We start from the raw sequence: 26,973 nt of genomic DNA on the forward strand, positions 1-26,973 counted from the left end.
CCGGCTCGTCCCCTGAGCGCCGGGCGGATGCCCTCGAGGGCCGGCGGGGGACGATCGGTGAAAAGGTTCATACCACCGCACCCGGCCTGTCAACCCTTGACAGTTCCGCGCCCCGGAGCGATCCTCGGAACCGGTTCCACCTCGAACCTCTGCGTGGCGCCGCCACCCGCCCAGGGGCCTCATCCCCGGGAGTCGGCCATGCCTTCGAACGCCCGCCTCGTTGCCCCGCGACGCACGACGCCGTCAGGCCACGAGGTCGGCCAGCACCGCGGCGGCCGCCCGCTGGCCGGACACCAGCGCGCCCTGGACCGACGGCGTGTCCCGGTGGTCTCCGCACACGTACCGGCCCGGGCCGATCCGGACCGCGCGCCGCAGTGGCGCACCGGGACCGAACACCGGCAACGCCTTCGGGATCGCGTACGTCTCGAGCAGGTCCCACCCGCGGGTGTCCGTGTCGTAGATCCGGGCCAGCCGCTCCCGGACCCGCGGCTCCAGGTCAGGGTCCGCGCGGTCGGGCACCGACGCGGCGATCAGCGCCGAGCCGGCCGGGGCGTACGCCGGGGAGACCTCGCTGAGCACCGCCGTGTTCAGCAGCAGCTCGTCGAGGCCGTCGACCAGCAGGGTCGGCGAGCGCAGCGGAGAGGTGTCCGCGCGGTAGTAGAACGTCGTGACCGCGTGCCAGCCCGGCGCCGCCACCTCCGGCAGCAGCCGCGCGGCCACGTCGCCGTCGGTCGCCACCACCACCGCCCGCGCCCGGATGTCTTCGCCGTCCCGCGTGCGGACGCCGTCCTCGGTGACCGCGTCGACCTCGACCCCCGTGCGGACCGTCAGCCCCGTTGCCAGCTGCCGCGGCAGCGCCTGCATCCCTTCGGCGGGCAACGCGCCCCCGCCGCGCAGGAAGCTGCGCCAGATCAGGTGGAACATGCGGCTCGACGTCGCCAGGGCCGGGTCGAGGAAGACCCCGGCCAGGAACGGCCGCAGCACCTCCTCGACCGTGGCCCGGGTCAGCCCCCAGCGCCGCAGCTCCTCGGCGGTGCTGCGCCCGTTGTCCGCGCGATCGGCGTTCAGCACGTCCTTGGCCGCCAGCACCGCCATCCGCGCGCTGTCGGCGGGCCGGCTCACCGCGAACGCCGCGGCCCCGCGCACCGCGGGCAGGCCGTGCCACGGCCCGGCGAGCCACCGGCGCCCGGAACCGGTCATCGCGATCGCGCCGCGCGTGAACGGCCGCGGCCGCAGCGCGGCGACGTCGGTCAGCCGCCGCAGCGCCGGGTACGCGGGCAGCAGCACCTGGAACCCGCGGTCGAACCGGAACCCGCCGACGACGTCGGTGCGCACCCGGCCGCCGACGTCGTCGCCCGCCTCCAGCACCGTGACCTCGGCGCCGGCCCGCCGCAGCCGCCGCGCCGCGCTCAGCCCCGCCAGCCCGCCACCCACGACGACGACGTCCATGCCGCTCTCCCTTCGTCCGCACCGGGAGTGCCCGGATCGCCCGTCGCCAACCGCCGGGCCGCCGGATCTGGCACGATCGGGCCGTGGCCACGACGCGGCGGAGGCAGGCGCTCGCGATGGCGGCCGTCCTGGTCCTGGTGCTCTCGGCGTGCAGCTCCGGGTTCGGCGACCTGAAGCTGCGGATCGCCGCGGGCAACCCCGGCGGCGTCTACGACAAGCTCGCCCAGACCCTCGCCACGGCGTGGGCCGCGGGCCTGGACATCGAGCGGCCCGCCGTGCTGCAGACCCAGGGTTCGCCCGACAACATCGACAAGGTGCTCGCCGGGGCCGCCGACGTCGCGTTCGTCGCCGCCGACGTCGCCGCCGACCGCTACAAGAGCGATCCGCGGCTGACCACGCTCGCCCGCATCCACGACGACTACCTGCACGTCGTCGTGCGCGCCGACTCCGACATCAAGACCGTCGGGCAGCTGCGCGGCCGCCGGATCGCGACCGGCGCGAAATCGTCGGGCGTGGAGTACATCGCCCGCCGGCTCCTGCAGGCGACCGATCTGACCGGGTCGGTCACCACCAGCTCCCGCGGGCTCGACGACTCCGTCAAGGCCCTGCTCGACGGCGAGATCGACGCCTTCTTCTGGTCCGGCGGCCTGCCGACGCCCACGCTGGCCGCCTACAACGGCACGCAGTCGCTGCGCCTGCTCGACATCGCCGACGTGATGCCGAAGATGCAGGAGATCAACCAGGTCTACGGCACCGCGTCGATCCCGGCGAGCACGTACAACCAGCCGGGCCCGGTGACCACATTGCTGGTGCCGAACTTCCTGATCGTCCCGAAGTCGATGAACGACGACGTCGCCGAGGCGCTGGTTCGCGGGCTGTTCGACGCGCGCCAGCAGCTGGCGCTGGCGAACCCGGCGGCGCTGTCGATCGACGTCCACCCGGGCATCGAGACCCAGCCGATCCCCCTGCACCCCGGCGCGCTGCGGTACTACCGGGACAAGAAGATCTAGGCGGCCGGGAACGTCATCGTGATCCGCAGGCCGCCGCCGTCGGGCAGGTCGAGCGTCAGCTCGCCGTCGGAGTGCGCGGTCAGCTCGCTGACGATCGCCAGGCCCAGCCCCGAACCCGGCACGTTCTGGTGCGCCGGGCTGCGCCAGAACCGGTCCAGCGCGCGGTCGAGCTCCTCCGGCGGCAGGCCGGGCCCGTGGTCGCGGACCGACAGGCGCACCCGGTCGCCGTCGCGTTCGACCGCGACCCGGATCTCGGTGCCGGCCGCGGTGAACTTCAGCGCGTTGTCCAGCAGCGCGTCCAGGATCGTCTCGGCGCCGCGCGGCGGCATCCGCACGCGCACGCCGTCGCCCGCCGCGTCGACGACCAGCCGGACGTCCCGGGCCTCGCCGACCACCGACCAGTCGGCGACGCGCTCGGCGACGGCTTCGTCCAGCACCACCGGGTCCAGCTCGCCGCCGGACGCCTCGGCGCGAGCCATCGAGAGCAGGCCGTCGAGGATCTGGTGCAGCCGCCCGGCGTCGACGCGTGCGGCCTCCAGGTCGGCGGCGGACTGGTCGTCGACGACGTGGCCGTCGAGGTTCCCGAGCCGGATCTTCAGCGCGGTCAACGGGTTGCGCAGCTGGTGCGAAGCGTCGGCGACGAACGCGCGCTGCGCGGCCAGCGCGCTCGACACGCTCTCGGCCATCCGGTCGAAGGAGCGCCCGAGCTGCCGCAGCTCCGGCGGCCCGCCGCCCTCACCCACCGGTTCGGCCTCGCGCCCGCTGACCACGGACGCGACCAGCGCGCCGGTCGCGTCGTCGAGCCGCTTGACCGGCTTCAGGATCCACCGCACGACCGGGATCGCCACGGCCAGCGCCATCACGAAGGCGAGGATGCCGCCCGCGGCGAGCAGCAGCCACCACCACAGCACGGCGGCGCGCTCGGAGTCGGTGGTGGACACGGTGAGCACCGCGCCGCGCACTTCGCCGTCGGCGAGCACCGGCTCGGCGAGCACCAGCGGCGTCGAGTCCCACGGCATCAGCACGCCGGCGGGCTGCGACCGGCGGCCGGCCAGCGCCTCGTGGACCGGGTCGCTGATCCGTTCGTCCTTGAGGTCGATCCGCGCCGCGGCCGGGCCGAGGGCCGTGACGACCGGGCGGCCGTCCTGGTCGACGACCACCACCTGGACGCCGTACACCTCGGTGTAGCGGCGCACGTCGGGCTCGATCAGGTACGGCTTGTTGTCCAGCAGCGGCCGCTGCGCCAGCGACGCGAACCGGGCGGTGTCGGTGAGCCGGTCGAGGAAGAGGTCCTGCTGGGCGCCCGCGGCGATCGAGATGGCCAGCGGGATGCCGAGGCCGAACACCAGCAGCGCGACCAGCGTCAGCACGATGCCCTGCAGCCGGACGCGCACGCTCAGCTCCGGGTGGCCGCGCCGCCGAGCCGGTAGCCGACCCCGCGGACCGTCTCGATCAGCGCCGGGCGGCCCAGCTTCGTCCGCAGCGTCGCGACGTGGACGTCGAGCGACCGGCTCTCCGCGGCGCCCCGGTGCCCCCACACCTCGGTCAGCACGTGCTCGCGCGAGCACACCGCGCCGCGCGCGCCGGCGACCAGCGCGAGCACCTGGAACTCCTTGCGGGACAACGCGATCGCGCGCCCGTCGACCAGCACCTCGTGCCGCGCGAGGTCTACGCTGACGTCCCCGACCTCGATGACCACCGGCTCGGTGACGGTGTGCTCCGGACGCCGGCGGCGCACGGCCTCGACCCGGGCGAGCAGCTCCTCGACGTCGTAGGGCTTGACCAGGTAGTCGTCGGCGCCCGCGCGCAGGCCCCGGATCCGGTCGTCGACCTCGCCGCGGGCCGACACGACGATGATCGAGACGTCGCTGACCGCGCGGATCTGGGTGCAGAGGGTGACGCCGTCGATGTCCGGCAGCCCCAGGTCGAGCAGGACGACGTCGACCTCGTGCACGCGTTCGAGCACGCCGGCGCCGGTGGCCAGCCGCGCGATCGCCAGGCCGCGGCGGGTCAGCGCCGGGATGAGCGCGCCCGCGACCCGGTCGTCGTCCTCCACCAGCAGCACCCGCACCCGTCCGCCTCCCATGGTGACCCGCTCCACCGGCCGGTAGCGCCGAACTCTAGGACGTCCCCGCCCGCCGCGCACGGCCCACCCGGACGGTGACTGTGGGTTACGCTGACGCCGATAGCCCCAAAAGGGACATCGATACGCAGTTGAAACCCTAAGTATTGCTCAAGCGGCCTTGCGGGCCGGGGCAGCAACGGTAGGTTCTCGCCATCGCGTGGTGACCCACGCCGCATTCGAACGACCCTGGAGGCCAGATGACCGCGGAGGTGGCGGCGCCGATGATCAAGGCGTCCGCCGTGAACAAGTACTTCGGCGACCTGCACGTGCTCAGGGAGATCACGCTCGAGGTGCCTCGCGGCCAGGTCGTCGTGGTGCTGGGTCCGTCGGGGTCGGGCAAGTCGACCCTGTGCCGGGCGATCAACCGGCTCGAGCCGATCAACTCGGGCGAGATCGCCGTCGACGGCGTCCCCCTGCCGGCCGAAGGCAAGGCCCTCGCGGCCCTGCGCGCCGACGTCGGCATGGTGTTCCAGTCGTTCAACCTGTTCGCGCACAAGACCATCCTCGAGAACGTGATGCTGGCGCCGACGAAGGTCCGCAAGGCCTCGAAGGACGACGCGCGCAAGACGGCGATGGAGCTGCTGGAGCGCGTCGGCATCGCCAACCAGGCCGACAAGTACCCGGCGCAGTTGTCCGGCGGCCAGCAGCAGCGCGTCGCCATCGCGCGGGCGCTGGCGATGCGGCCGAAGGTCATGCTGTTCGACGAGCCGACCTCGGCGCTGGACCCGGAGATGGTCCAGGAGGTCCTCGACGTCATGACGGGCCTGGCCAAGGACGGCATGACGATGCTGGTCGTCACCCACGAGATGGGCTTCGCCCGCCGGGCAGCCGATCGGGTGATCTTCATGGCCGACGGCGAGATCGTCGAGGACACGACGCCGGAAGAGTTCTTCACCGCGCCCAAGAGCGAGCGCGCGAAGGACTTCCTCGGCAAGATCCTGACCCACTGAGCACTTTCCCCGGCCGTGCGGCCGGACGAGATTCGGAAGGAACACCAGAGACGATGCGGTTGAACCGAGTTCTGCAGGTCGGCGCGGTCGTGATGGCCGCCGGGCTGGCCCTGACGGCCTGCGGCGGCGGGTCCGGCAGCGGCGCGAGCGGCGACAAGAACCTGGTCCAGCGGGCCAAGGACAACAAGAAGCTGGTCATCGGCATCAAGTTCGACCAGCCGGGCCTCGGCCTGAAGAAGCCGGACGGCACCTACGCCGGCTTCGACGTCGACGTCGCGAAGTACATCGCGAAGCAGCTCGGCGTCGAAGAGTCGGGGATCACCTGGAAGGAAGCGCAGTCGGCGCAGCGCGAGGACCTGATCAAGAAGGGTGAGGTCGACTTCATCGTCGCCACCTACTCGATCACCGACAAGCGCAAGAACGACGTCTCCTTCGGCGGCCCGTACTTCATCGCGCACCAGGACCTGCTCGTGCGGGCGGACAACACCGACATCACCGGGCCCGAGTCGCTGACCGGCAACAAGAAGCTCTGCTCGGTCAAGGGCTCGACCCCGGCGCAGAACGTGAAGACGAAGTACGCCAAGGAGGTGCAGCTGCAGGAGGTGGGCAAGTACACCGACTGCGTGACCGCGCTCCTCAACGGCACCGTGGACGCGATGACCACCGACGACGTCATCCTCGCCGGCTACGCCGCGCAGCAGCCCGGCAAGCTCAAGCTGGTCGGCAAGGGCTTCACGGACGAGAACTACGGCGTCGGCCTGAAGAAGGACGACGCGGACGGCAAGGCCGCGATCAACAAGGCCATCCAGGCGATGGAGCAGGACGGCTCCTGGGAGAAGTCGCTGCAGGCCAACGTCGGCCCGTCGGGCTACAAGATCCCGGCCGCGCCGGCGATCGCTCCCTGATATCCGGTTTGTGAAGACGAACGGTGCGCCGTGAAAGCGGCGCACCGTTCCCATACCGAGGCCAGGTTGGACAACCGTGTTCGATTTTCTCGACAACCCTGACTACAACCTCGTCGAGGCGTTCTGGACCACGATCCAGCTGACGTTCTTCTCGGCGATCGGGGCGCTCGTCTGGGGCACGATCCTCGTCGCGATGCGGGTCAGCCCCGTGCCGATCATGCGCGGCTTCGCGACGGCGTACGTGAACATCTTCCGCAACACCCCGCTGACCGTGATCATCATCTTCACGTCGCTGGGTCTGTCGTCCACGCTGGGCATCAACCTGGCCGCCGCGGACTCGCCCACCTCGCTGGCCGACAACGCGTTCCGGCTGGCGGTGCTGGGCTTCGTCGTCTACACGGCGACGTTCGTGTGCGAGTCGCTGCGCTCGGGCATCAACACCGTCCCGGTCGGCCAGGCGGAGGCGGCGCGGGCCCTGGGGCTCAACTTCACGCAGGTGCTGGGGCTGATCGTGCTGCCCCAGGCGTTCCGCTCGGTGATCGCGCCGCTGGCGAACGTCCTGATCGCGCTGCTGAAGAACACCACCGTGGCCTCGGTGATCGGCGTCGCCGAGGCGTCGCTGCTGATGTCGACGATGGTGGAGAACGAGTCCGACTCGCTGTTCCTGGTCTTCATCCTGTTCGCCCTGGTGTTCGTCGCGCTGGTCCTGCCACTCGGCCTGCTGCTCGGCTGGGTCGCCAAGAAAGCCGAGGTCAAGCGATGAGCGCGCAGTCCGTCCTCTACGACGTCCCGGGCCCGAAGGCCAAGGCCCGCAACTGGCTCTACACGGTGCTGTTCCTGCTGGTGCTGCTGCTGGTGGCCTGGTTCGTCTACACCGGCTTCGACGAGAAGGGCCAGTGGGCGGGCGCGCTCTGGAAGCCGTTCATCGAGGGGTCGACCTGGACGCAGTTCCTGCTGCCCGGCCTGCTGAAGACGCTCGAAGCGGCGGCGCTGTCCATCGTGATCGCGCTGCCGATCGGCGCCCTGCTGGGCATCGGGCGGCTGTCCCAGCACAAGTGGGTCCGGGTCCCGGTCGGCGCGGTGGTGGAGTTCTTCCGGGCCATCCCGGTGCTGCTGCTGATGGTGTTCGGGGCGGCGCTGTACGCGTACTACACCCCGATCGAGGCGGACACCCGCCCGCTGTTCGCCGCCGTCACGGGCCTGGTGCTCTACAACGGCTCGGTGCTGGCGGAGGTGTTCCGCGCCGGCATCCTGTCCCTCCCGAAGGGACAGACCGAGGCCGCGTCGGCGCTGGGCCTGCGCAAGACCCAGACGATGGTCAACGTCCTGCTCCCGCAGGCGATCACGCTCATGCTGCCGGCCCTGGTGAGCCAGCTGGTGGTCATCCTGAAGGACACCGCGCTCGCCGGTCAGCTGACCATCGGCTACGACGAACTGATCCGCGGGTCCGGGCCGATCACGGGCAACTTCAACAACACGATCCCGACGCTGATCGTCATCGCGATCATCTTCATCACGCTCAACCTGCTCCTGTCGTGGTTCGCCTCGTACCTGGAGCGCAAGCTGTCGCGGCGCAAGAAGGCCCCGCGGGGCGCGAAGCCGCTGGAAGCCGCCCCGGCGGCGGTGGCGGCGACCGACTTCGCCACGGGCAACAGCTCGGCCTGATCCCCGGTCGTCGGAAGCGGGTGGGTGCGCGGGTCGCACCCACCCGCTTCTGCTTCACCCGGGTTGTCCTACCCGGGGGTCTCCCCTAGCGTCGGGCGCATGGGTGTCGCACTGGTGACCGGCAGCTCCCGCGGACTCGGCCGGGTGATCGCGCGCAGACTGGCGCGCGACGGGCTCGCCGTCGCGGTCAACGGCCACCACGACGACGCCGACCTCAAGACGGCGGCGGAGGGCATCCTCGCGGAGGGCGGCAAGGCGGCGGCGTTCGCCGCGGACGTGACCGACCGCCGTCAGGTCGGCGAGCTCGTCGACGGCGTCACCGCGCTGCTGGGCCCGATCACCGTGCTGGTGCTGAACGCGACCGGCCCGCAGCCCGAGGCCCCGGTGTCCCAAGTGGACTGGCCGGACCACCTGGCGCAGCTGGACTTCTTCGTGCGGTCCCCGGTGCTCCTCGGGCACGCGGTGCTGCCGGGGATGCGGGCCCGCGGCCACGGCCGGATCGTCCACGTCGACTCGGAGGTCGCGGACCGCCCGCCACCCGGCCGCTCGGCCTACGCGACGGCCAAGAGCGCCCAGATCGGCCTGGCCCGCGCGTGGGCGCGCGAACTGGCCCCGGACGGCATCACGGTCAACACGGTGGCCCCGGGTTTCGTCCCGGTGGAGCGCCACGCCGAGGTCGACGAGGCGGAGCGCGAGGCGTATCGCGCCTCGGTCCCGGCGGGCCGGCTCGGCACGCCCGAGGACGTCGCGGCGGCGGTGAGCTTCTTCGCGTCGGAGGAGGCCGGGTTCGTCACGGGCCAGCGCCTGCTGGTCGACGGCGGCCGCGCCCTCGGCTGACCTACCAGCGCAGCACCATCTTGACGGACTCGTTGTCGCGCTTGGCGACGTTCAGCTGCAGGGTCCCGGCGTGGAGCGCGCCGCCTCCGCAGGCCCACGTCCGCATCGGGTCACCCGCCCGGAACTCCCCCTGGCAGACGTCCGGCTGGCCCGGCGCGCTCAGGAAGAAGCGGTTCGGGAGCGCTTCGCCGCCGGGCGCGGGAACCACGTCGATGTCGATGTCCACGCTGCCGCCCGGGAAGCCCGGGGCTTCGATGTAGCACTGGGTGGCCACCGGCAGCACGCCGCACTCCCCGAAGTTGCCGCCGTCCTCGCCTGCCGACGCGACCGGTGTCGTCGCCGCCAGCACTACGGCCACCGACCCCAGGACGATCGGGACACGGTCCTTCCCCATGGTGAGCTCCCCTCGAGATCGCGCCGGCTTCAGAAACCGACGCAGTTCGTTTCCCCGTGCTTGCTGTTCGCGGGCGTCCAGAAGTCGACGCACCAGAGGTGGCTGCCCCCGGTGACCTGACCGACCTCGACGCGGTACTGCTCCCCCGAACTCCAGAACTTGTCCGCGCTGGTGGCGATTTCGCCGTTCGGCCCGAAGACGTGGAAGTGCCCTTGCGCTTCGCTGCCGAGGTTCAGGCCGGCGATGAGCCGCAGGACGGTGCACGGCGAACCGCCGGCCGATACGAGCGTCAGGGACGTCGTGTCGGTCGTGTGCGGTCCCGGTGGCGTGCACGGGATCCTCGCCGTGGCCGCGGCGGCCGTTCCCGGCAGCGTCGCGGCGGCTACGGCCACCAGGACGCACAATGTGGACGAACGCATGAAAGCCCCCTCGGCGTGCTCCGCGGTGGGGACTCTGCGGTCGTGCTCCGGGCCACCGACCGTAAGACGATCTTGATCGCGCTGTCAACCACGCCACCCACAGGCGTGAAATCAGGCCGCGTCCTCGACCGGGCCGCGCTGCCGCCACAGCACCACCAGCACGCCGAGGATGAGCACCAGGGCCAGCGTCAGCGCCGTCCACATCGCGACGTGCAGCTGCACCAGCCCACCGGCCAGCGCGCCCAGCAACATCGCCCCCACCGCGGCCACCTTCCGCAGCGGGTGCGCCCCGGGACCGCCGGCCGCCTTCGAGTCCGCCGCGAAGCCCGTCAGCGTCATCGTCAGGACCGTCGTCGTCAGGTCGGGCGCGCCGATCCGGCGGACCGCCGCGTTCTGCAGGCCCATCGCCACGCCCAGCACGACGATCAGCAGCTCGCTGCCCGGCCGCGTGCCCGCCCCGAGCGTCGCCGACAGCACGACCGCCACCGCGACCAGCGCCGCCTGGACCGCCGTCGCCTGCCGGAGGGCGTCGTGGTCGTCGTCGCGGCGGGCCAGCCGGCCGCCCGCGAGCGCGCCCGCCAGGAACGCCAGCACCGCGGTCAGCGACGCGAGCACCGACAGCGTCGTCTCCCCCGCCGCGGCGAACCCGAGGAACACGACGTTGCCGGTCATGTTGGCCACGAACACCCGGCCCAGCCCGAGGAAGCTGACGGCGTCGACGACGCCGGTCACGACGGTCAGCGTCAGCAGCAGCGCGGCCAGGTCGCGGGGTTTCGGTTCAGCCATGCGCGCAGTCAACCACCACGCGGGTCAGCGTGCGGTGTCCGAGCACGTCGGTGCTGTCGACGAACTGGTCGATCGCCCCGATCACCGGCGTGTCGCCGACCAGGGAGCGGACGAACCGTTCGGCGTGGATCACCCGGAACGGCCGGTCGAAGAAGCAGCTCGCGCGCGGGTCGACCGGGTCGGTGAGGCCGAGCGCGTTGTGCTGCCCGGCGACGTTCTCGCAGGCGGCGACGAGGTGCCGCTCGCGCTCCCGCCAGTCCGTCGCCGCGAGGGCACCGGTGAGGTGCGGGGCCAACGCCGCGGCGGCGGGCAGCCGCGCGAAGGCGCTCCCGAGCCACTTGCTGTACGGCGGGTAGCGGCGGGCCATCAGCAGGCACAGCCGCATGATGTCCCGCACGAGCCGCGCCGCGACGACGGCCGAGCCCAGCTCGTCCCCGGCCTCCCCGCACCGGCCGACGAACGCGTCCTCCTGGCCGATGCGTTGCCACTGGCAGGCGAGGACGTACCGCCAGACGTCGCCGGGGTACCAGGCGACGCGCCGCCGGAGCGCCTCGAACCCGAGGTCGTCGTGGTGGACCGCCCCGCCGGTGAACTCGGCGAAGACCTGGGTCGGGGTGGCGAGCCAGTCGTGCCGGCCGGGGTGGCGCGGGTCGAAGCCGAGGAAGCCGCGGACCCACTCGTCGAGCGTCGCGACTTCCAGTTTCGTCGGGTGGTTCCGGAAGGTGCCCGGGATCGGGACGTCCCGGACTTCCGGGAGGAAGAGGAAGACGCGGGCGGTCCAGTCGTGGTCGGTGGAGCGCGCGGTGTCGAAGCCGAGAACCTCGGAGCCGGGCCCGACCAGCGCGGCGGTGTGCGGCCCGTCGACGGCCGGCGCGACCGCTTCGGCGTAGAACCGGCGGCTCAGCTCGATTCCGGGGACGTGCATCGCCTTACCTCCAGGACCACTTCGTCGCGGCATACTCCGACGGGATTGCGACAGCCTTTATAGGCTTTCGGATCGAGCGCCGGCAAACCCTTTGTCGGCCTGCTAACGAGCGAAGCGCGCTTCGTCGTGCGAAGCTGCTTCACAGCGCTTCGCAAGCGGAATCTGTTGTCACACAGGCGGAACACTGACCTCCTTGCGGTGAATCCCTGCGCGGCTTGAGCTGTTTTGTCAGGGGTCGCCTCTAGCGTGCGGGCATGACCGAAAAGAGCACAGTGCGCACGCGCGAAATGGCCGTGGAGTTGAAGGCACAACGCGAACTGAAGCAGCTGACGCTGCGAGAGGTGGCCCGTCGCGCCGACTGGTCGGCGTCGAAGGTGTCGGCGTGGGAGAACGGCCGCCGCATCTCACCGATCGACGCGGCGGTCTACCTCGCCCACTGCGGCACCAGGGCCGCCGAGCGCGCCAGGCTCCTCGAACTGACGAAACCTCCGGGTGACCTGTACTGGGTACGGCCGTACTTCGACAAGCTCGTCGACCCGATGAAATCCCTTATCATCCAGGAAAACCTTGCGGACGCGGTCGTCTACTACAGCCCGGCCGCGATCCCCGGGATGCTGCAGACGGAGGAGTACGTCCGTACCTGTTTCGAACTGACCGGGCGCTACACCACCGAACGGCTGGGCGTGCTGACGCGGGCTCGCGTGGATCGCCAGCACCTGCTCCAACGCCGAGAACCGCCCCGCTGCACGTTCTTCGTGCACGAGCGGGCACTGCGCTCGGTCGTGGGCGGTCCGGACCTCATGCACGAACAGCTGCAGAACCTCGTCCTCACCACCAACTTACCGCACTGCGTCATCCGCCTGGTGCCGGAGTCGGACCCGACGTTCCGGGTGCTCACCACGACGTTCACCGTGATGGAGTTCCCCGAACATCCGCCGGTGGTCTACGAAGAGACCTATACAGCGGGTTTGTTCGTGGACGACCGGGTCGCCGTCGAAGCTTTCTACATCCTGATCACGCGACTGGAACAGGTGGCACTTACCGAGGAACAATCGAGGGAGTGGCTCGTCCGGTTTGCGGACGAGTACGAACGCATGAGGGAGTGATCCATGACGTCCCACGGCCGGACCTGGTTCAAGAGCAGCTACAGTGAAGGGCAGGAACACCAGACCTGCGTGGAGATCGCGCTCGACGAAGGCGTCACCGCGGTCCGGGACTCCAAGGCCCCGGACGCCGGGCACCTTACCTTTCCCCGCCGGGCGTGGTTCGAGCTCCTCAACTCGCTTCGCTGACCCGTTGCCCGTCGTGCCAGACGGCGCGCACCCGCGCAGGCAGGTCCGACACGTCGAGATCCACGCCGTCCAGCACCACCAGATCCGCCCGCAACCCCGGCTCGATCCGGCCCCGATCGTCGTCCAGCCTGAGCAGCCGCGCCGCCTCGGAGGTAGCCGCCTTCAGCGCGGCCGCGTCGCCCAGTACCGCGGCCAGCAACCTCAGCTCGGTCGTCAAGTCGACATGGGGACGCGGGGCCAGGTCCGAACCGGCGGCGATCCGGACGCCCGCCTCCACCGCGAGGCGCAGCGAACGCCGGTGCCGGTGGGCGAACTCGGTGTCGCTCATCGGCGCCAGCGTCGGCACGTACCAAGCGCCGGCCAGGGCGGCGACGGCGGAGTCGTCGAGGAACGTGCCGTGCTCGATGCTGCGCGCCCCCGCCCGGGCCGCCGACACCACGGCCGCCGAGGTGTGCGCGTGCGCCAGGACGTCGCGGCCGCAGCGGGCGGCCTCGTCGACCACGGCGGCGAGTTCCTCGTCGGTCGGGCGGACGTCCACGCCCGCGCGGACCGCCCGCATCGAGCCGCTCGCGCCGACCTTGATCCAGTCGGCGCCCGCGCGCACCATCCGGCGGACGGCCGCGCGGGCGGCGTCCGGTCCGTCGAACACCGGGTCCGGCAGCGACGGGTCGCCGTAGTTGTCGACGGCACCCGCGGCCGGGTCCCACACGTCGCCGAGCCCGCCGGTCGGCCCCAGCTGACGCAGGCTGACCAGCAGGTCCGGCCCGGAAATCCACCTCTGGGCCAGCGCGTGCTTGAACCCGGCGTCGGCGCCCCACGCGTCCCGCACGGTCGTGATCCCCCGCGCCAGCAACCCCCGCAGCACCGGCACGGCCTCAAGAATCCGGGCGCTGCGCGGCAACGGCTCGGGCCGCCGGAACGCGACGTGCACGTGGCAGTCGATGAGCCCCGGGATCAGCAGTCCACCCGAGCAGTCGACGGGCAGGCCGTCGAGGCCCAGCCCGACTTCGGCGATACGCTTGCCGTCGAGCCGGACGTCCGCGCGGGTCGTCTCGCCGGTCTCGGGGTCGAACACGTGCGCCCCGGCGAGCACCGTCACGCAAGTGCCTTGCGGTAGACGAGGAAATCGCACGGCGTGGCCAGCGACGGCGCCAGGTGCGGGTAGTCCACGGCGAGGTCGGCGCGGTGCGTCACGCGGTAGCCGAGCCGGTCGTACCACTCGGCGAGGAACTGCTTGGCCGGGTGCGTCCACTCGCGCGGCACCAGCAGTTCCAGCTGCATCTCGCGACAACCCGCGTCCCGGCTCGCCCGCTCGGCGAAGCGGACGAGCTCCCGCCCGACGCCGAGGCCACGCCGCGCGGGGTCGGCCGCCAGCATGCCGAACTCGCCGGTCGCCTCGTCGAGCCGCTGGACGCGCACCGACCCGGCGAGGTCACCGTCCACGAAAGCGGCGGCGATCTCCCCGGCCCGCACGAACCCGGCCACCTCGTCGGCGGAGGTGCGGTCGGTGCTGCCCAGCCACAACCCCTTCTCGGACTCGGCGTAGACCTGGTTCACCAGCGCCGTGATCCGCTCGATCACGGCGCTGTCGGCCGACGCCGGCAAAAGCTCGATCTCCATGCCTCCACCTTGCCAGGTGGAGCCGGTTCACTTCTCCCGGCGGAAGAGCTTGTTGCCCAGCCAGACGATCGGGTCGTACTTGCGGTCCGCGACGCGCTCCTTCATCGGGATGAGCGCGTTGTCGGTGATGTGGATGCCTTCCGGGCACACCTCACTGCAGCACTTGGTGATGTTGCAGTAGCCGAGGCCGTGCTCGTCCTGCGCCGCGTCACGCCGGTCCGCGACGTCGAGCGGGTGCATCTCCAGTTCGGCGATGCGCATCAGGTACCGCGGCCCGGCGAAGGACTCCTTGTTCTCCTCGTGGTCGCGCACCACGTGGCAGGTGTTCTGGCACAGGAAGCACTCGATGCACTTCCGGAACTCCTGCGACCGCTCGACGTCGACCTGCTGCATCCGGTACTCACCGGGCTTCAGGTCCGCGGGCGGGGTGAACGACGGGATCTCCCGCGCCTTCGTGTAGTTGAACGACACGTCGGTGACGAGGTCGCGGATCACCGGGAACGTCCGCATCGGCGTCACCGTGATCACCTCTTCCTCGGTGAACGTCGACATCCGCGTCATGCACAGCAGGCGCGGGCGGCCGTTGATCTCCGCCGAGCACGAGCCGCACTTGCCCGCCTTGCAGTTCCAGCGCACCGCGAGGTCCGACGCCTGGGTGGCCTGCAGCCGGTGGATGATGTCGAGGACGACCTCGCCCTCGTTCACCTCCACCGTGAAGTCCTGCAGCTCGCCGCCCGTGTCGTCGCCGCGCCAGACCCGGAAACTCGCCTTGTAACTCATGCCTTGCTCCCGGGGTGCGCTTCGAGCTCGTCGTCGGTGTAGTACTTTCCGAGTTCGCCGAATTCGAACAGCTCCAGCAGGTCCTGCCGCAGCGGCACCTGCTCCTTGACCACGACGTCGATGTCCGGGACGACCGGGTTGTCCCCCTCCGTCGCCGAACACACCAGCAGCTTGTTCCGCCACTCGGCGTCCATGCCGGGGAAGTCGTCCCGCGTGTGCCCGCCGCGGCTTTCGGTCCGCGTCAGCGCGGCCTTCGCGACGCACTCGCTGACCATCAGCATGTTGCGCAGGTCGATCGCGAGGTGCCAGCCGGGGTTGAACTGCCGGTGCCCTTCCACCGTCACGCGCAGGATCCGCTCCCGCAGCTCGGCCAGCTTCACCAGCGCCTGTTCGATCTCGCCGGCCTTGCGGATGATGCCGACCAGGTCGTTCATCGACTGCTGCAGCTCGGTGTGCAGGGTGTACGGGTTCTCGGCCGTGGCGCCCTCGGGCGGGTCGAACGGCGCGAGCGCCATCTTCGCCGCGGCGTCCACATCGGACTGCCCGACCGCGGGCCGCTCGGTCAGGCCGAGCACGTATTCGGCCGCGCCGAGGCCCGCGCGGCGGCCGAACACCAGCAGGTCCGACAGCGAGTTGCCGCCGAGCCGGTTGGACCCGTGCATGCCGCCCGAGCACTCGCCGGCGGCGAACAGGCCGGGCACGCTCGCCGCGGCCGTGTCCGGGTCGACCTCGATGCCGCCCATGACGTAGTGGCAGGTCGGGCCGACCTCCATCGGCTCCGCCGTGATGTCGACGTCCGCCAGCTCCTTGAACTGGTGGTACATCGACGGCAGCCGCTTCTTGATCTCCTCGGTCGGCAACCGGCTGGCGATGTCGAGGAACACGCCGCCGTGCGGGGACCCGCGCCCCTCCTTGACCTCGGAGTTGATCGCGCGCGCCACCTCGTCGCGGGGCAGCAGGTCCGGCGTGCGCCGGTTGTTGTCCGCGTCGGCGTACCAGCGGTCGGCTTCCTCTTCGCTTTCCGCGTACTGGCCCTTGAACACGTCGGGCACGTACTCGAACATGAACCGCTTGCCGTCGGAGTTCTTGAGCACGCCGCCGTCACCGCGCACGCCCTCGGTGACGAGGATGCCCTTGACGCTCGGCGGCCAGACCATCCCGGTCGGGTGGAACTGGACGAACTCCATGTTGATCAGCTTCGCGCCCGCCCGCAGCGCCAGCGCGTGGCCGTCGCCGGTGTACTCCCACGAGTTCGACGTCACCTTGAACGACTTGCCGATGCCGCCGGTGGCGAGCACGACCGCGGGCGCCTCGAAGAGGATGAACCGGCCGCTCTCGCGCCAGTAGCCGAACGCGCCGGCGATCTTGCCGTCGGTGGTGAGCAGCTCGGTGACCGTGCACTCGGCGAAGACCTTGATCTTGGCCTCGTAGTCGCCGGTCTCGGCGAAGTCCTCCTGCTGCAGCGAAACGATCTTCTGCTGCATCGTGCGGATCAGCTCGAGGCCGGTGCGGTCACCGACGTGCGCGAGCCGCGGGTAGGTGTGCCCGCCGAAGTTGCGCTGGCTGATCCGGCCGTCGGCGGTGCGGTCGAACAGCGCGCCGTAGGTCTCCAGCTCCCAGACGCGGTCCGGCGCCTCCTTGGCGTGCAGCTCGGCCATCCGCCAGTTGTTGAGGAACTTCCCGCCGCGCATGGTGTCGCGGAAGTGGACCTGCCAGTTGTCGTTCGAGTTGGCGTTGCCCATCGACGCCGCGCAGCCGCCCTCGGCCATCACCGTGTGCGCCTTGCCGAACAGGGACTTGCACACGACGGCGACGCGGAAACCGCGTTCGCGCGCCTCGATCACCGCACGCAGACCGGCGCCACCGGCCCCGATCACCACCACGTCGTAGCTGTGGCGTTCGACCTCGGTCATAGAAGAATTCCACCTCGGAACTGGGGACTTGGCTGCTGGGAGAGGGGTGCGCTAGTTGACGAATCTCAGGTCCGAAATCGCGCCGCTGGCGACGAGCATGACGTAGAAGTCGGTCAGCACCAGCGTGCCGAGCGTCGTCCAGGCCAGCGCCATGTGCCGGGTGTTGAGCTTCGAGACCTTGGTCCAGATCCAGTAGCGCACCGGGTGCTTGGAGAAGTGCTTCAGCCTGCCCCCGGTCACGTGCCGGCACGAGTGGCAGGAAAGCGTGTACGCCCACAGCAGGATCACGTTGCCGAGCAGGATGATGTTGCCCAGCCCGAACCCGAAGCCGCCGGTCTTCCCGTGGAACGCCGTGATCGCGTCGTAGGTGTTGACGAGCGAGACGATCAGCGCGACGTAGAAGAAGTAGCGGTGGACGTTCTGGATGATGAGCGGCAGCCGCGTCTCGCCGGTGTACTTCGCGTGGGGTTCCGCGACAGCGCAGGCGGGCGGGGAGAACCACACGGCCCGGTAGTAGGCCTTGCGGTAGTAGTAGCAGGTCAGGCGGAACCCGAGCAGGAACGGCAGCACGACGAACCCGAGCGGGATCCAGCCGGGCAGGTCGCCGAACCAGTGGCCGAAGTGGCTCGAGCCCTCGACGCAGGACGTGGACAGGCAGGGTGAGTAGAACGGCGTCAGGTAGTGGTAGTCGGGCACCCAGTACGCGGTGCGCACGAACGACCGGACCGTCGCGTAGATGATGAACGCCGACAGCCCGAGCACGGTCAGCAGCGGCTGGAGCCACCACCGGTCCGTCCGGAGGGTGCGCTCGGCGATCCGGGCCCGCTTGGGGGCCCGGACGCCGGTGCCGACGCCGTTGTCAGCCGGAGCGCTCACCGCTGGTCGCGCTGGTAGCCGCCGACGCCTTCGTCATCGGCGCCGTGCCACAAGGACGGGTCGTACGGGGTGTCCGGTACGGGGACGCGTTCGGCCGCCTTCGCCTGGGCGGGCACCGCGAGCGGCGTGCCGTCGAGGTCCGCGGTATCGATGTCGAGGCGCTCCACGTCGTTGGCGAGCCGGCGGACGGCCGACGCGTCGCCGTAACGAGAGCGCAGTGCGCCGACGCACTGCCTGAGCTGGCCGATGGTTCGCCGCAGCTCGGCGATCTCGGAGGTGGACATCAATCCTCCCGGGTGTGGTGGGGCCGGCGGAGCCGGGCGATCACTCGCCCTCTACGGCTTTACCGTGCGTCGTGCAGTGTGACAACTAGCACACTAACGGTTCTGGGGGTGATCGGGGTCACGCGGGTCGATCTTCTGAATCGATTTTGATTCGGCGTTTTCCCGAGGTACTGTGGCCAGTGTCACGACCCAGAGGCGTCAGCGCTGCCGTCCCGCGGACCACCCCACACCAGTGATCCGGAGCCGGACATGAGCCCCACCCCCACCACGAAGCTGCACCGAGTCGTCGCCGACGTCACCGAGCGCGTCGCCGCCCGCAGTGCCGCGACCCGCACCGCCTACCTCGGCCGCATGGCCGCCGCCCACGAAGAAGGCCCGGTCCGCCGCGGCCTCGCGTGCAGCAACCTCGCCCACGGCTTCGCCGCCATGGACGGCGTCGACAAGGAAGCGCTGCGAGCCGCGCGCGCCCCCGGCGTCGCGATCGTCTCGTCCTACAACGACATGCTGTCGGCGCACCAGCCGATGCAGGAGTACCCGGCGTGGCTGAAGAAGTCCGTGCGGACCGCGGGCGGGGTCGCCCAGTTCGCAGGCGGCGTGCCCGCGATGTGCGACGGCATCACCCAGGGCCGCGCGGGCATGGAGCTGTCCCTGTTCAGCCGCGAGGTCATCGCGATGTCGACGGCGATCGCGCTCTCCCACGACATGTTCGACGCGGCGCTGCTGCTGGGCGTCTGCGACAAGATCGTGCCCGGCCTGCTGATCGGCGCCCTGTCGTTCGGGCACCTGCCCGCCGTCCTGGTCCCGGCCGGCCCGATGAACTCCGGGCTGCCGAACAAGGAGAAGGCCCGCGTCCGGCAGTTGTACGCCGAGGGCCTCGCGACCCGCGAAGACCTCCTCGACGCCGAAGCAGCGTCCTACCACTCCGCCGGCACCTGCACCTTCTACGGCACAGCCAACTCGAACCAGATGGTCGTCGAGGTGATGGGCCTGCACCTGCCCGGCGCCAGCTTCGTCCAGCCCGGCTCGGCGCTGCGTCAGGCGCTCACCGAAGAAGCCGGCCGACGGATCGTCGCGATCTCGCGCGGCGAGGAGTACACGCCGGTCTCGCGGATCCTCGACGAGAAGGCGTTCGTCAACGGCGTCATCGCGCTGCTCGCCACGGGCGGCTCGACGAACCACACGATGCACCTGGTCGCGATCGCCGCGGCCGCCGGCATCCAGCTGACCTGGGACGACTTCTCCGACCTCTCGGCCGTCGTGCCGCTGCTGGCGCGGGTCTACCCCAACGGCAGCGCCGACATCAACCACTTCCACGCCGCCGGCGGCATCCAGTTCCTGGTCGGCACGCTGCTCGACGCCGGGCTGCTGCACGAGGACGTGCACACGGTCGCCGGGTTCGGGCTGCACCGCTACCGGGCCGAGCCGATCCTGTCCGACGGCGAGCTGGTCTGGCGCGACGTCCCCACCCGCAGCCTCGACGAGGACGTGCTTCGCCCGGTCTGGCGCCCCTTCGCCGCGGACGGCGGGCTGCGGATGGTCGAGGGCAACCTCGGCCGCGCGGTGGTCAAGGTGTCGGCGGTGGCGCCCGAGCACCGGGTCGTCCAGGCGCCGGCGCGGGTGTTCACCACCCAGGAGGCGTTCAAGGCCGCGTTCGAGGCGGGCGAGCTGGATCGCGACGTCGTCGTGGTGATCCGGCAGCAGGGGCCGCGGGCCAACGGCATGCCGGAGCTGCACGGCCTCACGCCGGCGCTGGGCGTGCTGATGGACCGCGGGCACGCCGTGGCGTTGCTCACCGACGGCCGCATGTCGGGAGCGTCGGGCAAGATCCCGGCCGCGATCCAGGTGACGCCGGAAGCCGCGGCGGGCGGCCCGATCGCGCGCATCGCGGACGGCGACGTCATCCGGCTCGACGCGGCCACCGGCAGCCTCGACGTGCTCGTCGGTGACGAAGAACTCGCCCGCCGTGAGCTTGTGGACGCACCGCCGTCCGAAGCATCCTGGACCGGCACCGGCCGAGAGCTGTTCGCCGCGTTGCGCCGGGCGGTCGGCCCCGCTGACCAGGGCGCTTCGGTGTTCGGACCGCTGACGCCGGAGCACTTCGGAATGCCCGCTTTCACAATCCAGGAGGTCGGTCAGTGACCACCGGTCAGGACCTGCTCGAGCTGTCCCCCGTGATGCCCGTCGTGGTGATCGACGACGCCGACGACGCGGTCCCCACGGCCCGGGCCCTGCTCGCCGGCGGGATCGGGGTCATCGAGCTGACCCTGCGCACCCCGGCGGCGTTGTCGGCGATCGAGCGCGTCGCCGCCGAGGTGCCGGACATCGTCATCGGCGCCGGCACCGTCACGGCGGCGGACCACGCGAAGCAGGCGGCGGACGCGGGGGCCAAGTTCCTCGTGACGCCGGGCTGCACCGACGCGGTCGTCGACGCGTGCTTCGAGACCGGGCTGCCGTTCCTGCCCGGCGCGAGCACGGTGTCCGAGGCGATGCGGCTGGCCGAGCGCGGCATCACGGCGTTGAAGTTCTTCCCGGCCGAGGCGTCCGGCGGCATCGCGTACCTGAAGTCGATCGCGGGCCCGTTGCCGTCGTTGAAGTTCTGCCCGACGGGCGGGATCACGGTCGCGTCGGCGCCGTCGTACCTGGCGCTGCCGAACGTCGGCTGCATCGGCGGTTCGTGGCTGACGGCGTCGCTCGACCCCGCCACGATCGAAAAGCTGGCCGCCGAAGCCGCGCAGCTGTAGCGGAGATCACCCCGCGTCATCGCCGCGCCCGAACGGCGGAATGCGCGTCCGCATTCCGGGAGCACCGTTCCAGCTTTCTGGAACGGTGCTCCGAGCGGGTGTGGCAGCGGTCATGAATCCCGCTGAATGGAGCAATCGCGGCCTCGGTGGGTGATTTACCGGCCTGTTATCGTTCCCCCTCGCTGTTTCGAGCGAGGAGATCCGGTGTCCCTGACCGATGTGGTCGCCCCCAGTCCTGCCCCCGAGAACGTCGCCGCACTCGTCGGCGAACGCCTTTCGCTGTCCGCCCTCCACCAGCTGGGCGGCACCCTCGGCGGCTATTCCTTCGTCAAGGTCGTGGTCGACCGCGAAAACGCGGTGATCCACTTCCTGAACGACGCCCGCCATTCCTTTCACGCGATCTATATCGGGGAAGAGATCCTCGGCATTCCCGAAGAACGGGTCCGCGCGGAGATCGACTCCTACAACCAGGACTTCTACCACGCCCCGGACCGCCGGTTCCTGCTCGGCATTCTCGCCCGCCACCCGCAGCTGCTTTCGCTGGAGACAGTCGAGGTCGACACGATGCCGGCCGCGCTGATCCGCGAGTTCCACGCGTTCGTCGCGCGGTACGTCGACCCGGCGCTGCCGCTGGTGTTCAAGCCGGCCAACCAGTTGCAGGAGCGGATCGTCCGGGAGATCCCGCCGGGCGAGCTGCCGCGGGTGTTCGCGCATGAGCTGTTCTCGACGGCGCCGTTCGTCGCGCTGAACCCCGGCACGGCGACCGGCCGGCTGCGCGCGTTCCGCACCGAGGCCGAGTACCGCACCGCGACGCTGGAGTGGTCGGACATCATCGTGATGGACCGCGTCCCCGACGACATCCCGCGCCTGTCCGGCATCGTCAACGCCCGCCACACGACCCCGCTGTCGCACACCAACGTCCTTGCCACCGGCTGGCAGATCCCGAACGCCGTGCAGGTCGGCGCCGTGGCCGACATCGAGCGGCGCGGCCTCGACGGCAAGTGGGTCGAGTACACAGTGGACGCTCAGGGGCTCACGCTGCGGGAGGTCGCCGAGCCGGCGTCGGCCTCGCCGCCGAAGTGGTACGCCCAGCGCGTCACGCTGGAGGAGCCGGAGTCCGGGGCCGGCCCGATCGTGAACCTGAACCGGCTGCGCGCGACCGACCGCTACCGGTACGGGACGAAGGCGGCCAACCTCGGCGAGCTGCACCACGTGCTGGCGCACGGTTCGCAGCGGCTGCTCGGGTTCTACCAGGTGCCGCGCCCGCCGCGGGAGAACCTGCTGCCGTACTTGGCCCGGCTGCTGGACGTCCCCTCGGGCTCCGACCTCACCGCGGCCGCGCACCGGCTCCTGGACGAGCGCGTCCGCGTGCCACGTGGGATCGCGCTGCCGTTCTCGCTGCAGCGGCGGTTCCTCGAGTCGTCGCCGCGGATCCAGCAGGCCATCGGCAAGCTGAAGATGGCCCTGGAGCTGGACGCCCGCGAAATCGAGCCGCTGTGCGTCGAGCTGCAGGGCCTGATCCGGTCCGCGCGGCTGCCGGGCGCGCTCGCCGGGGAGATCGACTCCGCGCTGGTGTCGCAGCTCGCCGGGGTCCGGACGTTCGTCGTGCGCAGTTCCTCGAACGCCGAAGACCTGGCGGGGTTCTCGGCGGCCGGGATCTACGAGTCGCTCAACCACGTCACCACGGCCGAGCGGATCTTCGCCAGCGTCAAGGAGGTGTGGGCGTCGCTGGTGTCAGTGCGGAGCGTCCGGCTGCGGCACCAGGCGGGGATCTCCCTCGACGAGTGCTACATGGGCGTGGTGATCCAGGAGCAGGTCGCGGCCGACTTCGGCGGCGTGCTCGTGACGACGAACCCGATGAACCGCGCGGACTTCCGCACGGTGTACGTCAACGTGTCGCCGCGCGTGACCGACGTCGTCGAGGGTTCGGCGCTGCCCATGCAATACCTGTACTCGACGGTCGAAGGCGGCGGCCGCACGGTGTCCCTCGGCGACGCCACGGCGGATCTCGACCCGCGGGCGCACGACCAATTGCAGCGGCTCGCGATCGCCGGCCGCCTGCTGCAGGGCCACTTCTCGCCCGACTACACGTTCGGCTCACCGGTGGACGTCGAGTGGCTCGCCGACGGCGAGCACCTCCACCTCGTGCAGCTGCGTCCGTATTCCGCCTGAGTTCGGGAGAAACCGTCATGCTGGGCCTTCGCCTGCCCGCGAACCCCGCCGTCCGGCGCACCGTCCGGCTGACCTACGGGTTCCAGTTCTTCTTCGGCCTGCTGCTGTGGGTGCCGATCTTCTACCAGTACCAGAAGCTCGTCGGCCTGTCCGACGGCGAGATCTTCGGCATCCAGAGCATCTACTACGTCGTGTTCTGCCTGCTGGAGATCCCGACCGGGATGCTCGCCGACCGGTTCGACTACCGCACCTCGCTGACGGCCGGCGCCGGCGTGCTCGTGGCGGCGAACCTGGTGCCGGTGTTCCTCGGCTCGTACACCGGGTTCCTGGTCCACTTCATCCTGATCGCCTTGGCGCGGTCACTGGTGTCCGGCGCGCAGAGCGCGTACCTGTACGAGTACCTCCACGCGTCCGGCGCCGGTGAGCACTACTTGCGCGTTGAAGGCGTCGGCCGCGCGTACAGCCTGGTCGGCAAGATCGTGTACTGGCCGGTGATCGGCCTGCTGATGGCGTGGAACCTCCCTTCCCCGTACTGGCTGACGGCGCTCAACGCCGGCGTGGCCCTGCTGTTCGCGCTCAAGCTCCCGCCGATCCCCGGCGGCCGCCGGGTCACGGGCAAGACGGCGTCGCTGGTGGCCGGTGTCGGCGGCGCGCTGTCGGCGGCGCGTTCGTCGCGGTGGCTGGTGTTGCTGATGGTGCAGGGCATCGCGATGTTCACGCTGGTCCGGATCTGCCAGGTGAACCTGTTCCAGCCGATCCTGGAGTCGAAGTCGCTGTCGGTGAACTGGTACGGCGCGGTGCTGGCCGCCATGACGGTCTTCGAGGCCCTGGGCGCGGCCCGCCCCCATCGCCTCCGCCGCGCGATCGGCCCGGTGGGGTCGGTGTTCACGCTGACGATCGTGATGGCGGTGTGCCTCGGGGTGGTCGTGTTCGTGGGCTCCTTCCCGACGGTGGTCCTGTTGTGCGTCTTCGCGGTGGCGACGGGGATTTCGTTCCCGGTGCAGAAGCAGCTGCTGAACGACTCCATCCCGGACTCCCGCCACCGCGCGACGCTCCTGTCGATGGAGTCCATTGTGGACCGCGCGGCGTGCGCCCTGGTGGCGGTGGCCCTGGGCGCGTACCTGGCGGCCGGGCAGCTCGACGAGTTCCTGGTGCTGTCGGCGGTGGTCACGTGCGTGGTGATGGGGCTGCTCGCGGTGCTGCTGCTGGCGGTCCGCAAGCACCGTTCGGACCGCCGGGTGCCGACCGCCCGCCGCCCCGGCCAGGCCGGCGCGGGCCTCCCGCCGGCCGGCCCGGAACTCCGCGTGCAGCACCAGGTGGGAGAAGTCCGCCGCTGACGGACTTCGGCGACCGGCTCCGGGCACCGGTGTTTGCGCACTCACCCCAGCCGACCGGCTCCGGGCATCGGTGCTTGCGCACTCACCCGAGCCGACCCGGCGACCGGCTCCGGCGCTCGCGCACTCACCCGAGCCGACCCGGCGACCGGCTCCGGGCGCGGCCTGCCTGGCACCGGCGCTCGCGAGCCGCCGCCCAGCCGGGCACCGCAGCTTCAAGCCGCCATGCGGCCGCCCCGCCACCCAGGCACCCGGGGCGCCCACCCGCCGCTGGCCGGGCCGCCCCGACCGCCAAACCGGCCCCGGCGGCCGCCGGTCAGTCGATGACGGCGTCGTCGAGCAGGGTGGACTCCGCGCCGTACTCGCGGAGTTCCTCCCTGATCACCGTGTATGCCAGCCCCTGCGGATAGCCCTTGCGGGCGAGGAAGCCGAGCAGCCGCCGCAGGGCGGTCTGTTCGTCGACGTTGCCGAGCGAGCCGAGGCGCTTGCGGACCAGTTCCCTGGCCATCTGCTCCTCGGACTCGCGGTCGACCTCGCCGGCCGCCTGCGCGGCGACCTCACCGTCGACGCCCTTGCGCCGCAGTTCGGCCACCAGCGCGGTGCGGGACAGGCCCTGGTTCGCGTGCCGGGACTTCACCCACAGCTGGGCGAACTCCTCGTCGTTGACCAGCCCCGCCCGGTCGAGCTTGCCGAGCAGGGTTTCGCTGGTCTCCTCGTCGAACCCCTTGCGGTGCAACGCCTGCCGCAGCTCCTCCTGGGTGCGCGGCCGGGCGGCCAGGAGATCGAAGCAGATCTCCTTGGCCTTCTTGTACCGCTCCTCGGGAGGCAACTCGGCCGGCGGAACCTTGGGCGCCCTCGCCACTTACGTCACTCCTCAGCACTCACCAACCCGCGCCCGAAGTCGAAACGCGACCACGGCCGGGGGTCCAGGGGCCTGCCCCCTGGCGGGGGTCCGGGGGCCATCCTCGACGCCTCTCTCAGAAGTCGACCGGCGCCGGGACGGCCTCGACGGCGTCCGCGTCGAGCTGCGGGCCGATGCCGAGCTTCTCCTTGATCCGCTTCTCGATCTCGTTGGCGATGTCCGGGTTGTCGCGCAGGAACCGGCGCGCGTTCTCCTTGCCCTGGCCGAGCTGGTCGCCTTCGTAGGTGTACCAAGCGCCCGACTTGCGGACGATGGACTGGTCGACACCCATGTCGATCAGCGAACCCTCGCGGGAGATGCCCTGGCCGTACAGGATGTCGAACTCGGCCTGCTTGAAGGGCGGGGCCACCTTGTTCTTGACGACCTTGACGCGGGTGCGGTTACCGACCGCCTCGCCGGCGTCCTTCATCGTCTCGATGCGGCGCACGTCCAGGCGGACCGACGCGTAGAACTTCAGCGCCTTGCCACCGGTCGTGGTCTCCGGGGAGCCGAACATGACGCCGACCTTCTCGCGGAGCTGGTTGATGAAGATCGCCGTGGTGCCCGAGTTGGACAGCGCGCCGGTGATCTTCCGCAGCGCCTGGCTCATCAGGCGGGCCTGGAGGCCGACGTGCGAATCGCCCATCTCGCCCTCGATCTCGGCGCGCGGCACGAGCGCGGCGACGGAGTCGATGACCAGGATGTCGAGCGCGCCGGAGCGGATCAGCATGTCCGCGATCTCGAGCGCCTGCTCACCGGTGTCCGGCTGGGACACGAGCAGCGCGTCGGTGTCGACGCCCAGGTTCTTCGCGTACTCCGGGTCGAGCGCGTGCTCCGCGTCGATGAACGCCGCGATGCCGCCGGCGCGCTGCGCGTTCGCCACCGCGTGCAGGGCGACCGTCGTCTTACCGGAGGACTCCGGGCCGTAGATCTCGACGACCCGGCCGCGGGGCAGCCCGCCGATGCCGAGCGCGACGTCGAGGGCGATCGAGCCGGTGGGGATCACGGCGATGGGCGGCCGGGTGTCCTCGCCCAGGCGCATCACCGAGCCCTTGCCGTACTGCTTGTCGATCTGCGCGAGCGCGAGCTCGAGCGCCTTGTCCTTGTCGGGTGCTGCAGGCATGGAAGTCCACCTCGCTGGTCGAAGCCCCGGCTCTCCGGGGGCTCTGTGTCGGTTCTTCAGCTGTCCGGTCCGACGCTAGCGGCGGGGACCGACAATTCCAGGCGCGGCGCCCAATCTGTGGATCGCTGGACCCGATGTGGACAACACCATAGACGAACACCTGTTCGAGGTCGGCACCGACACACCCTTGCGGTAGGATTTTTCGCCCACCCGGGTCGGACCCTTGGGGATATGCCCAGGTCAGCGCCGTTCGCGGGGGACGTCGAAGGCGTCGCAGACCTCTCGCCAGATCTCCTTGGCCGGGATTCCCGCGGTCAGCGCCTGGTCGACGGTGCGGCCGCCGAGCCCGCTGAGCACGTGGTCCCTGGCCAGCACCTGGGCCCGCCCGGGGCCGAACTCCTCGGCCATCAGCCGCCGGAAAACCGTGATCCGCATCGAACCCACTCTAACCGGCGGGGGCGAACGGTCCGTT

The 26,973-nt window shown here is 70.8% G+C and carries 28 protein-coding genes; 12 read left to right on the top strand and 16 right to left on the bottom strand.

The annotated features are described in order from the left end of the window. Window positions 1-243 precede the first annotated feature (243 nt). On the bottom strand, window positions 244-1,449 hold the full coding sequence (locus ABFJ78_RS39790; protein ID WP_436392634.1) for an FAD-dependent oxidoreductase: 1,206 nt from the start codon (window positions 1,447-1,449) through the stop codon (window positions 244-246). A gap of 83 nt (window positions 1,450-1,532) precedes the next feature. On the opposite strand from ABFJ78_RS39790, the gene ABFJ78_RS39795 reads away from it, so the two are divergent. After that, a complete protein-coding gene (locus tag ABFJ78_RS39795; protein ID WP_436392635.1) occupies window positions 1,533-2,459 on the top strand; it encodes a TAXI family TRAP transporter solute-binding subunit in 927 nt (308 codons plus the stop codon). On the opposite strand, the gene ABFJ78_RS39800 is transcribed toward ABFJ78_RS39795, so the two are convergent. Next, the gene (locus tag ABFJ78_RS39800) at window positions 2,456-3,853 is read right to left on the bottom strand and encodes a HAMP domain-containing sensor histidine kinase (RefSeq protein ID WP_436392637.1); all 1,398 of its coding nucleotides are present in this window, start codon (window positions 3,851-3,853) and stop codon (window positions 2,456-2,458) included. The two genes, ABFJ78_RS39795 and ABFJ78_RS39800, sit on opposite strands and share 4 nt — an antisense overlap. Window positions 3,854-3,855: 2 nt before the next feature. After that, a complete protein-coding gene (locus ABFJ78_RS39805; RefSeq protein WP_372668997.1) occupies window positions 3,856-4,530 on the bottom strand; it encodes a response regulator transcription factor in 675 nt (224 codons plus the stop codon). A 275-nt stretch (window positions 4,531-4,805) separates the two neighbouring features. On the opposite strand from ABFJ78_RS39805, the gene ABFJ78_RS39810 reads away from it, so the two are divergent. The 5 genes from ABFJ78_RS39810 (at window position 4,806) to ABFJ78_RS39830 (ending at window position 8,941) form a co-directional block, all read left to right on the top strand. Further along, window positions 4,806-5,534: an amino acid ABC transporter ATP-binding protein gene (locus tag ABFJ78_RS39810; protein ID WP_436392854.1), complete on the top strand. Its 729-nt coding sequence runs from the start codon at window positions 4,806-4,808 to the stop codon at window positions 5,532-5,534. 53 nt (window positions 5,535-5,587) lie between these two features. After that, a complete protein-coding gene (locus tag ABFJ78_RS39815) occupies window positions 5,588-6,439 on the top strand; it encodes a glutamate ABC transporter substrate-binding protein (protein ID WP_436392638.1) in 852 nt (283 codons plus the stop codon). Window positions 6,440-6,515: 76 nt separating this feature from the next. Next, window positions 6,516-7,202, top strand: coding sequence for an amino acid ABC transporter permease (locus ABFJ78_RS39820; protein ID WP_436392639.1), 687 nt, complete (start codon window positions 6,516-6,518; stop codon window positions 7,200-7,202). Further along, window positions 7,199-8,104 carry an amino acid ABC transporter permease gene (locus tag ABFJ78_RS39825; protein ID WP_436392640.1) on the top strand — a complete coding sequence of 302 codons (906 nt, stop codon included), beginning with the start codon at window positions 7,199-7,201 and terminating at the stop codon, window positions 8,102-8,104. The genes ABFJ78_RS39820 and ABFJ78_RS39825 overlap by 4 nt, the downstream gene beginning before the upstream one ends. A gap of 99 nt (window positions 8,105-8,203) precedes the next feature. Then, window positions 8,204-8,941 carry an SDR family NAD(P)-dependent oxidoreductase gene (locus ABFJ78_RS39830; protein WP_436392641.1) on the top strand — a complete coding sequence of 246 codons (738 nt, stop codon included), beginning with the start codon at window positions 8,204-8,206 and terminating at the stop codon, window positions 8,939-8,941. A gap of 1 nt (window position 8,942) precedes the next feature. Here the strand turns inward: ABFJ78_RS39830 and ABFJ78_RS39835 are convergent, their stop codons facing one another. The 4 genes from ABFJ78_RS39835 to ABFJ78_RS39850 all read right to left on the bottom strand — a co-directional run bounded on the left by ABFJ78_RS39835 (window position 8,943) and on the right by ABFJ78_RS39850 (window position 11,465). Beyond that, the gene (locus tag ABFJ78_RS39835; protein ID WP_436392642.1) at window positions 8,943-9,335 is read right to left on the bottom strand and encodes a hypothetical protein; all 393 of its coding nucleotides are present in this window, start codon (window positions 9,333-9,335) and stop codon (window positions 8,943-8,945) included. A gap of 29 nt (window positions 9,336-9,364) precedes the next feature. After that, window positions 9,365-9,754, bottom strand: a complete 390-nt coding sequence (locus tag ABFJ78_RS39840; protein WP_436392643.1) for a hypothetical protein — start codon at window positions 9,752-9,754, stop codon at window positions 9,365-9,367. Between the two features lie 111 nt (window positions 9,755-9,865). After that, window positions 9,866-10,540, bottom strand: a complete 675-nt coding sequence (locus ABFJ78_RS39845; RefSeq protein WP_436392644.1) for a YoaK family protein — start codon at window positions 10,538-10,540, stop codon at window positions 9,866-9,868. Next, window positions 10,533-11,465, bottom strand: coding sequence for a DUF4037 domain-containing protein (locus ABFJ78_RS39850; RefSeq protein WP_436392645.1), 933 nt, complete (start codon window positions 11,463-11,465; stop codon window positions 10,533-10,535). Before ABFJ78_RS39850 ends, ABFJ78_RS39845 begins: the two co-directional genes overlap by 8 nt. A gap of 254 nt (window positions 11,466-11,719) precedes the next feature. On the opposite strand from ABFJ78_RS39850, the gene ABFJ78_RS39855 reads away from it, so the two are divergent. Together ABFJ78_RS39855 and ABFJ78_RS39860 are read left to right on the top strand one after the other, a co-directional pair. Further along, complete coding sequence (locus ABFJ78_RS39855) at window positions 11,720-12,571, top strand: helix-turn-helix domain-containing protein (protein WP_436392647.1); 852 nt, start codon at window positions 11,720-11,722, stop codon at window positions 12,569-12,571. A 3-nt stretch (window positions 12,572-12,574) separates the two neighbouring features. Beyond that, window positions 12,575-12,757 carry a DUF397 domain-containing protein gene (locus ABFJ78_RS39860; protein WP_436392648.1) on the top strand — a complete coding sequence of 61 codons (183 nt, stop codon included), beginning with the start codon at window positions 12,575-12,577 and terminating at the stop codon, window positions 12,755-12,757. On the opposite strand, the gene ABFJ78_RS39865 is transcribed toward ABFJ78_RS39860, so the two are convergent. Genes ABFJ78_RS39865 through ABFJ78_RS39890 form a run of 6 tightly spaced genes read right to left on the bottom strand, consistent with a single transcriptional unit; the run spans window position 12,741 to window position 18,230 of the window. Then, a complete protein-coding gene (locus tag ABFJ78_RS39865; protein ID WP_436392649.1) occupies window positions 12,741-13,856 on the bottom strand; it encodes an amidohydrolase family protein in 1,116 nt (371 codons plus the stop codon). The genes ABFJ78_RS39860 and ABFJ78_RS39865 overlap by 17 nt on opposite strands. After that, window positions 13,853-14,377, bottom strand: coding sequence for a GNAT family N-acetyltransferase (locus tag ABFJ78_RS39870; protein ID WP_436392650.1), 525 nt, complete (start codon window positions 14,375-14,377; stop codon window positions 13,853-13,855). The genes ABFJ78_RS39865 and ABFJ78_RS39870 overlap by 4 nt, the downstream gene beginning before the upstream one ends. Before the next feature lie 27 nt (window positions 14,378-14,404). After that, window positions 14,405-15,157: a succinate dehydrogenase/fumarate reductase iron-sulfur subunit gene (locus tag ABFJ78_RS39875; RefSeq protein ID WP_436392651.1), complete on the bottom strand. Its 753-nt coding sequence runs from the start codon at window positions 15,155-15,157 to the stop codon at window positions 14,405-14,407. Continuing rightward, window positions 15,154-17,070, bottom strand: a complete 1,917-nt coding sequence (locus ABFJ78_RS39880) for a fumarate reductase/succinate dehydrogenase flavoprotein subunit (RefSeq protein WP_436392652.1) — start codon at window positions 17,068-17,070, stop codon at window positions 15,154-15,156. The genes ABFJ78_RS39875 and ABFJ78_RS39880 overlap by 4 nt, the downstream gene beginning before the upstream one ends. Before the next feature lie 51 nt (window positions 17,071-17,121). Continuing rightward, window positions 17,122-17,946, bottom strand: a complete 825-nt coding sequence (locus tag ABFJ78_RS39885; protein WP_436392653.1) for a hypothetical protein — start codon at window positions 17,944-17,946, stop codon at window positions 17,122-17,124. After that, a complete protein-coding gene (locus ABFJ78_RS39890; RefSeq protein WP_436392654.1) occupies window positions 17,943-18,230 on the bottom strand; it encodes a hypothetical protein in 288 nt (95 codons plus the stop codon). Before ABFJ78_RS39890 ends, ABFJ78_RS39885 begins: the two co-directional genes overlap by 4 nt. 249 nt (window positions 18,231-18,479) lie before the next feature. Here ABFJ78_RS39890 and edd point away from each other — a divergent pair, with 249 nt between their 5' ends. From edd to ABFJ78_RS39910, 4 genes are all read left to right on the top strand, one after another. Then, window positions 18,480-20,369 (top strand): phosphogluconate dehydratase, encoded by a 1,890-nt coding sequence (gene edd, locus ABFJ78_RS39895; RefSeq protein WP_436392655.1) that lies wholly within the window; start codon window positions 18,480-18,482, stop codon window positions 20,367-20,369. Then, window positions 20,366-20,971 carry a bifunctional 4-hydroxy-2-oxoglutarate aldolase/2-dehydro-3-deoxy-phosphogluconate aldolase gene (gene eda, locus ABFJ78_RS39900; protein WP_436392656.1) on the top strand — a complete coding sequence of 202 codons (606 nt, stop codon included), beginning with the start codon at window positions 20,366-20,368 and terminating at the stop codon, window positions 20,969-20,971. Before edd ends, eda begins: the two co-directional genes overlap by 4 nt. A 204-nt stretch (window positions 20,972-21,175) precedes the next feature. Next, complete coding sequence (locus ABFJ78_RS39905) at window positions 21,176-23,143, top strand: PEP/pyruvate-binding domain-containing protein (RefSeq protein WP_436392657.1); 1,968 nt, start codon at window positions 21,176-21,178, stop codon at window positions 23,141-23,143. A 17-nt stretch (window positions 23,144-23,160) separates the two neighbouring features. After that, window positions 23,161-24,480, top strand: a complete 1,320-nt coding sequence (locus ABFJ78_RS39910) for an MFS transporter (RefSeq protein WP_436392658.1) — start codon at window positions 23,161-23,163, stop codon at window positions 24,478-24,480. Window positions 24,481-24,793: 313 nt separating this feature from the next. Here ABFJ78_RS39910 and ABFJ78_RS39915 read toward each other — a convergent pair whose 3' ends face one another. The 3 genes from ABFJ78_RS39915 to ABFJ78_RS39925 all read right to left on the bottom strand — a co-directional run bounded on the left by ABFJ78_RS39915 (window position 24,794) and on the right by ABFJ78_RS39925 (window position 26,936). After that, window positions 24,794-25,339 (bottom strand): regulatory protein RecX, encoded by a 546-nt coding sequence (locus ABFJ78_RS39915; protein ID WP_372668673.1) that lies wholly within the window; start codon window positions 25,337-25,339, stop codon window positions 24,794-24,796. A 115-nt stretch (window positions 25,340-25,454) separates the two neighbouring features. Then, window positions 25,455-26,501 carry a recombinase RecA gene (recA, locus tag ABFJ78_RS39920; protein ID WP_372668675.1) on the bottom strand — a complete coding sequence of 349 codons (1,047 nt, stop codon included), beginning with the start codon at window positions 26,499-26,501 and terminating at the stop codon, window positions 25,455-25,457. Between the two features lie 240 nt (window positions 26,502-26,741). Further along, window positions 26,742-26,936 carry a DUF3046 domain-containing protein gene (locus ABFJ78_RS39925; RefSeq protein WP_436392660.1) on the bottom strand — a complete coding sequence of 65 codons (195 nt, stop codon included), beginning with the start codon at window positions 26,934-26,936 and terminating at the stop codon, window positions 26,742-26,744. Window positions 26,937-26,973 lie beyond the last annotated feature (37 nt).

This window comes from Amycolatopsis sp. MEPSY49, assembly GCF_051337345.1.
GTDB lineage: Bacteria > Actinomycetota > Actinomycetes > Mycobacteriales > Pseudonocardiaceae > Amycolatopsis.

Bases quoted from the DNA above. Each gene is read 5' to 3' on its own strand.
- ABFJ78_RS39830 (WP_436392641.1), top strand. From the start codon at position 8,204: ATGGGTGTCGCACTGGTGACCGGCAGCTCCCGCGGACTCGGCCGGGTG.
- edd (WP_436392655.1), top strand. From the start codon at position 18,480: ATGAGCCCCACCCCCACCACGAAGCTGCACCGAGTCGTCGCCGACGTC.
- ABFJ78_RS39875 (WP_436392651.1), bottom strand. From the start codon at position 15,157: ATGAGTTACAAGGCGAGTTTCCGGGTCTGGCGCGGCGACGACACGGGC.
- ABFJ78_RS39840 (WP_436392643.1), bottom strand. From the start codon at position 9,754: ATGCGTTCGTCCACATTGTGCGTCCTGGTGGCCGTAGCCGCCGCGACG.
- ABFJ78_RS39925 (WP_436392660.1), bottom strand. From the start codon at position 26,936: ATGCGGATCACGGTTTTCCGGCGGCTGATGGCCGAGGAGTTCGGCCCC.
- ABFJ78_RS39870 (WP_436392650.1), bottom strand. From the start codon at position 14,377: ATGGAGATCGAGCTTTTGCCGGCGTCGGCCGACAGCGCCGTGATCGAG.
- ABFJ78_RS39910 (WP_436392658.1), top strand. From the start codon at position 23,161: ATGCTGGGCCTTCGCCTGCCCGCGAACCCCGCCGTCCGGCGCACCGTC.
- recA (WP_372668675.1), bottom strand. From the start codon at position 26,501: ATGCCTGCAGCACCCGACAAGGACAAGGCGCTCGAGCTCGCGCTCGCG.
- ABFJ78_RS39860 (WP_436392648.1), top strand. From the start codon at position 12,575: ATGACGTCCCACGGCCGGACCTGGTTCAAGAGCAGCTACAGTGAAGGG.
- ABFJ78_RS39850 (WP_436392645.1), bottom strand. From the start codon at position 11,465: ATGCACGTCCCCGGAATCGAGCTGAGCCGCCGGTTCTACGCCGAAGCG.
- ABFJ78_RS39835 (WP_436392642.1), bottom strand. From the start codon at position 9,335: ATGGGGAAGGACCGTGTCCCGATCGTCCTGGGGTCGGTGGCCGTAGTG.
- ABFJ78_RS39880 (WP_436392652.1), bottom strand. From the start codon at position 17,070: ATGACCGAGGTCGAACGCCACAGCTACGACGTGGTGGTGATCGGGGCC.
- ABFJ78_RS39890 (WP_436392654.1), bottom strand. From the start codon at position 18,230: ATGTCCACCTCCGAGATCGCCGAGCTGCGGCGAACCATCGGCCAGCTC.
- ABFJ78_RS39845 (WP_436392644.1), bottom strand. From the start codon at position 10,540: ATGGCTGAACCGAAACCCCGCGACCTGGCCGCGCTGCTGCTGACGCTG.
- ABFJ78_RS39825 (WP_436392640.1), top strand. From the start codon at position 7,199: ATGAGCGCGCAGTCCGTCCTCTACGACGTCCCGGGCCCGAAGGCCAAG.
- ABFJ78_RS39815 (WP_436392638.1), top strand. From the start codon at position 5,588: ATGCGGTTGAACCGAGTTCTGCAGGTCGGCGCGGTCGTGATGGCCGCC.
- ABFJ78_RS39810 (WP_436392854.1), top strand. From the start codon at position 4,806: ATGATCAAGGCGTCCGCCGTGAACAAGTACTTCGGCGACCTGCACGTG.
- ABFJ78_RS39855 (WP_436392647.1), top strand. From the start codon at position 11,720: ATGACCGAAAAGAGCACAGTGCGCACGCGCGAAATGGCCGTGGAGTTG.
- ABFJ78_RS39790 (WP_436392634.1), bottom strand. From the start codon at position 1,449: ATGGACGTCGTCGTCGTGGGTGGCGGGCTGGCGGGGCTGAGCGCGGCG.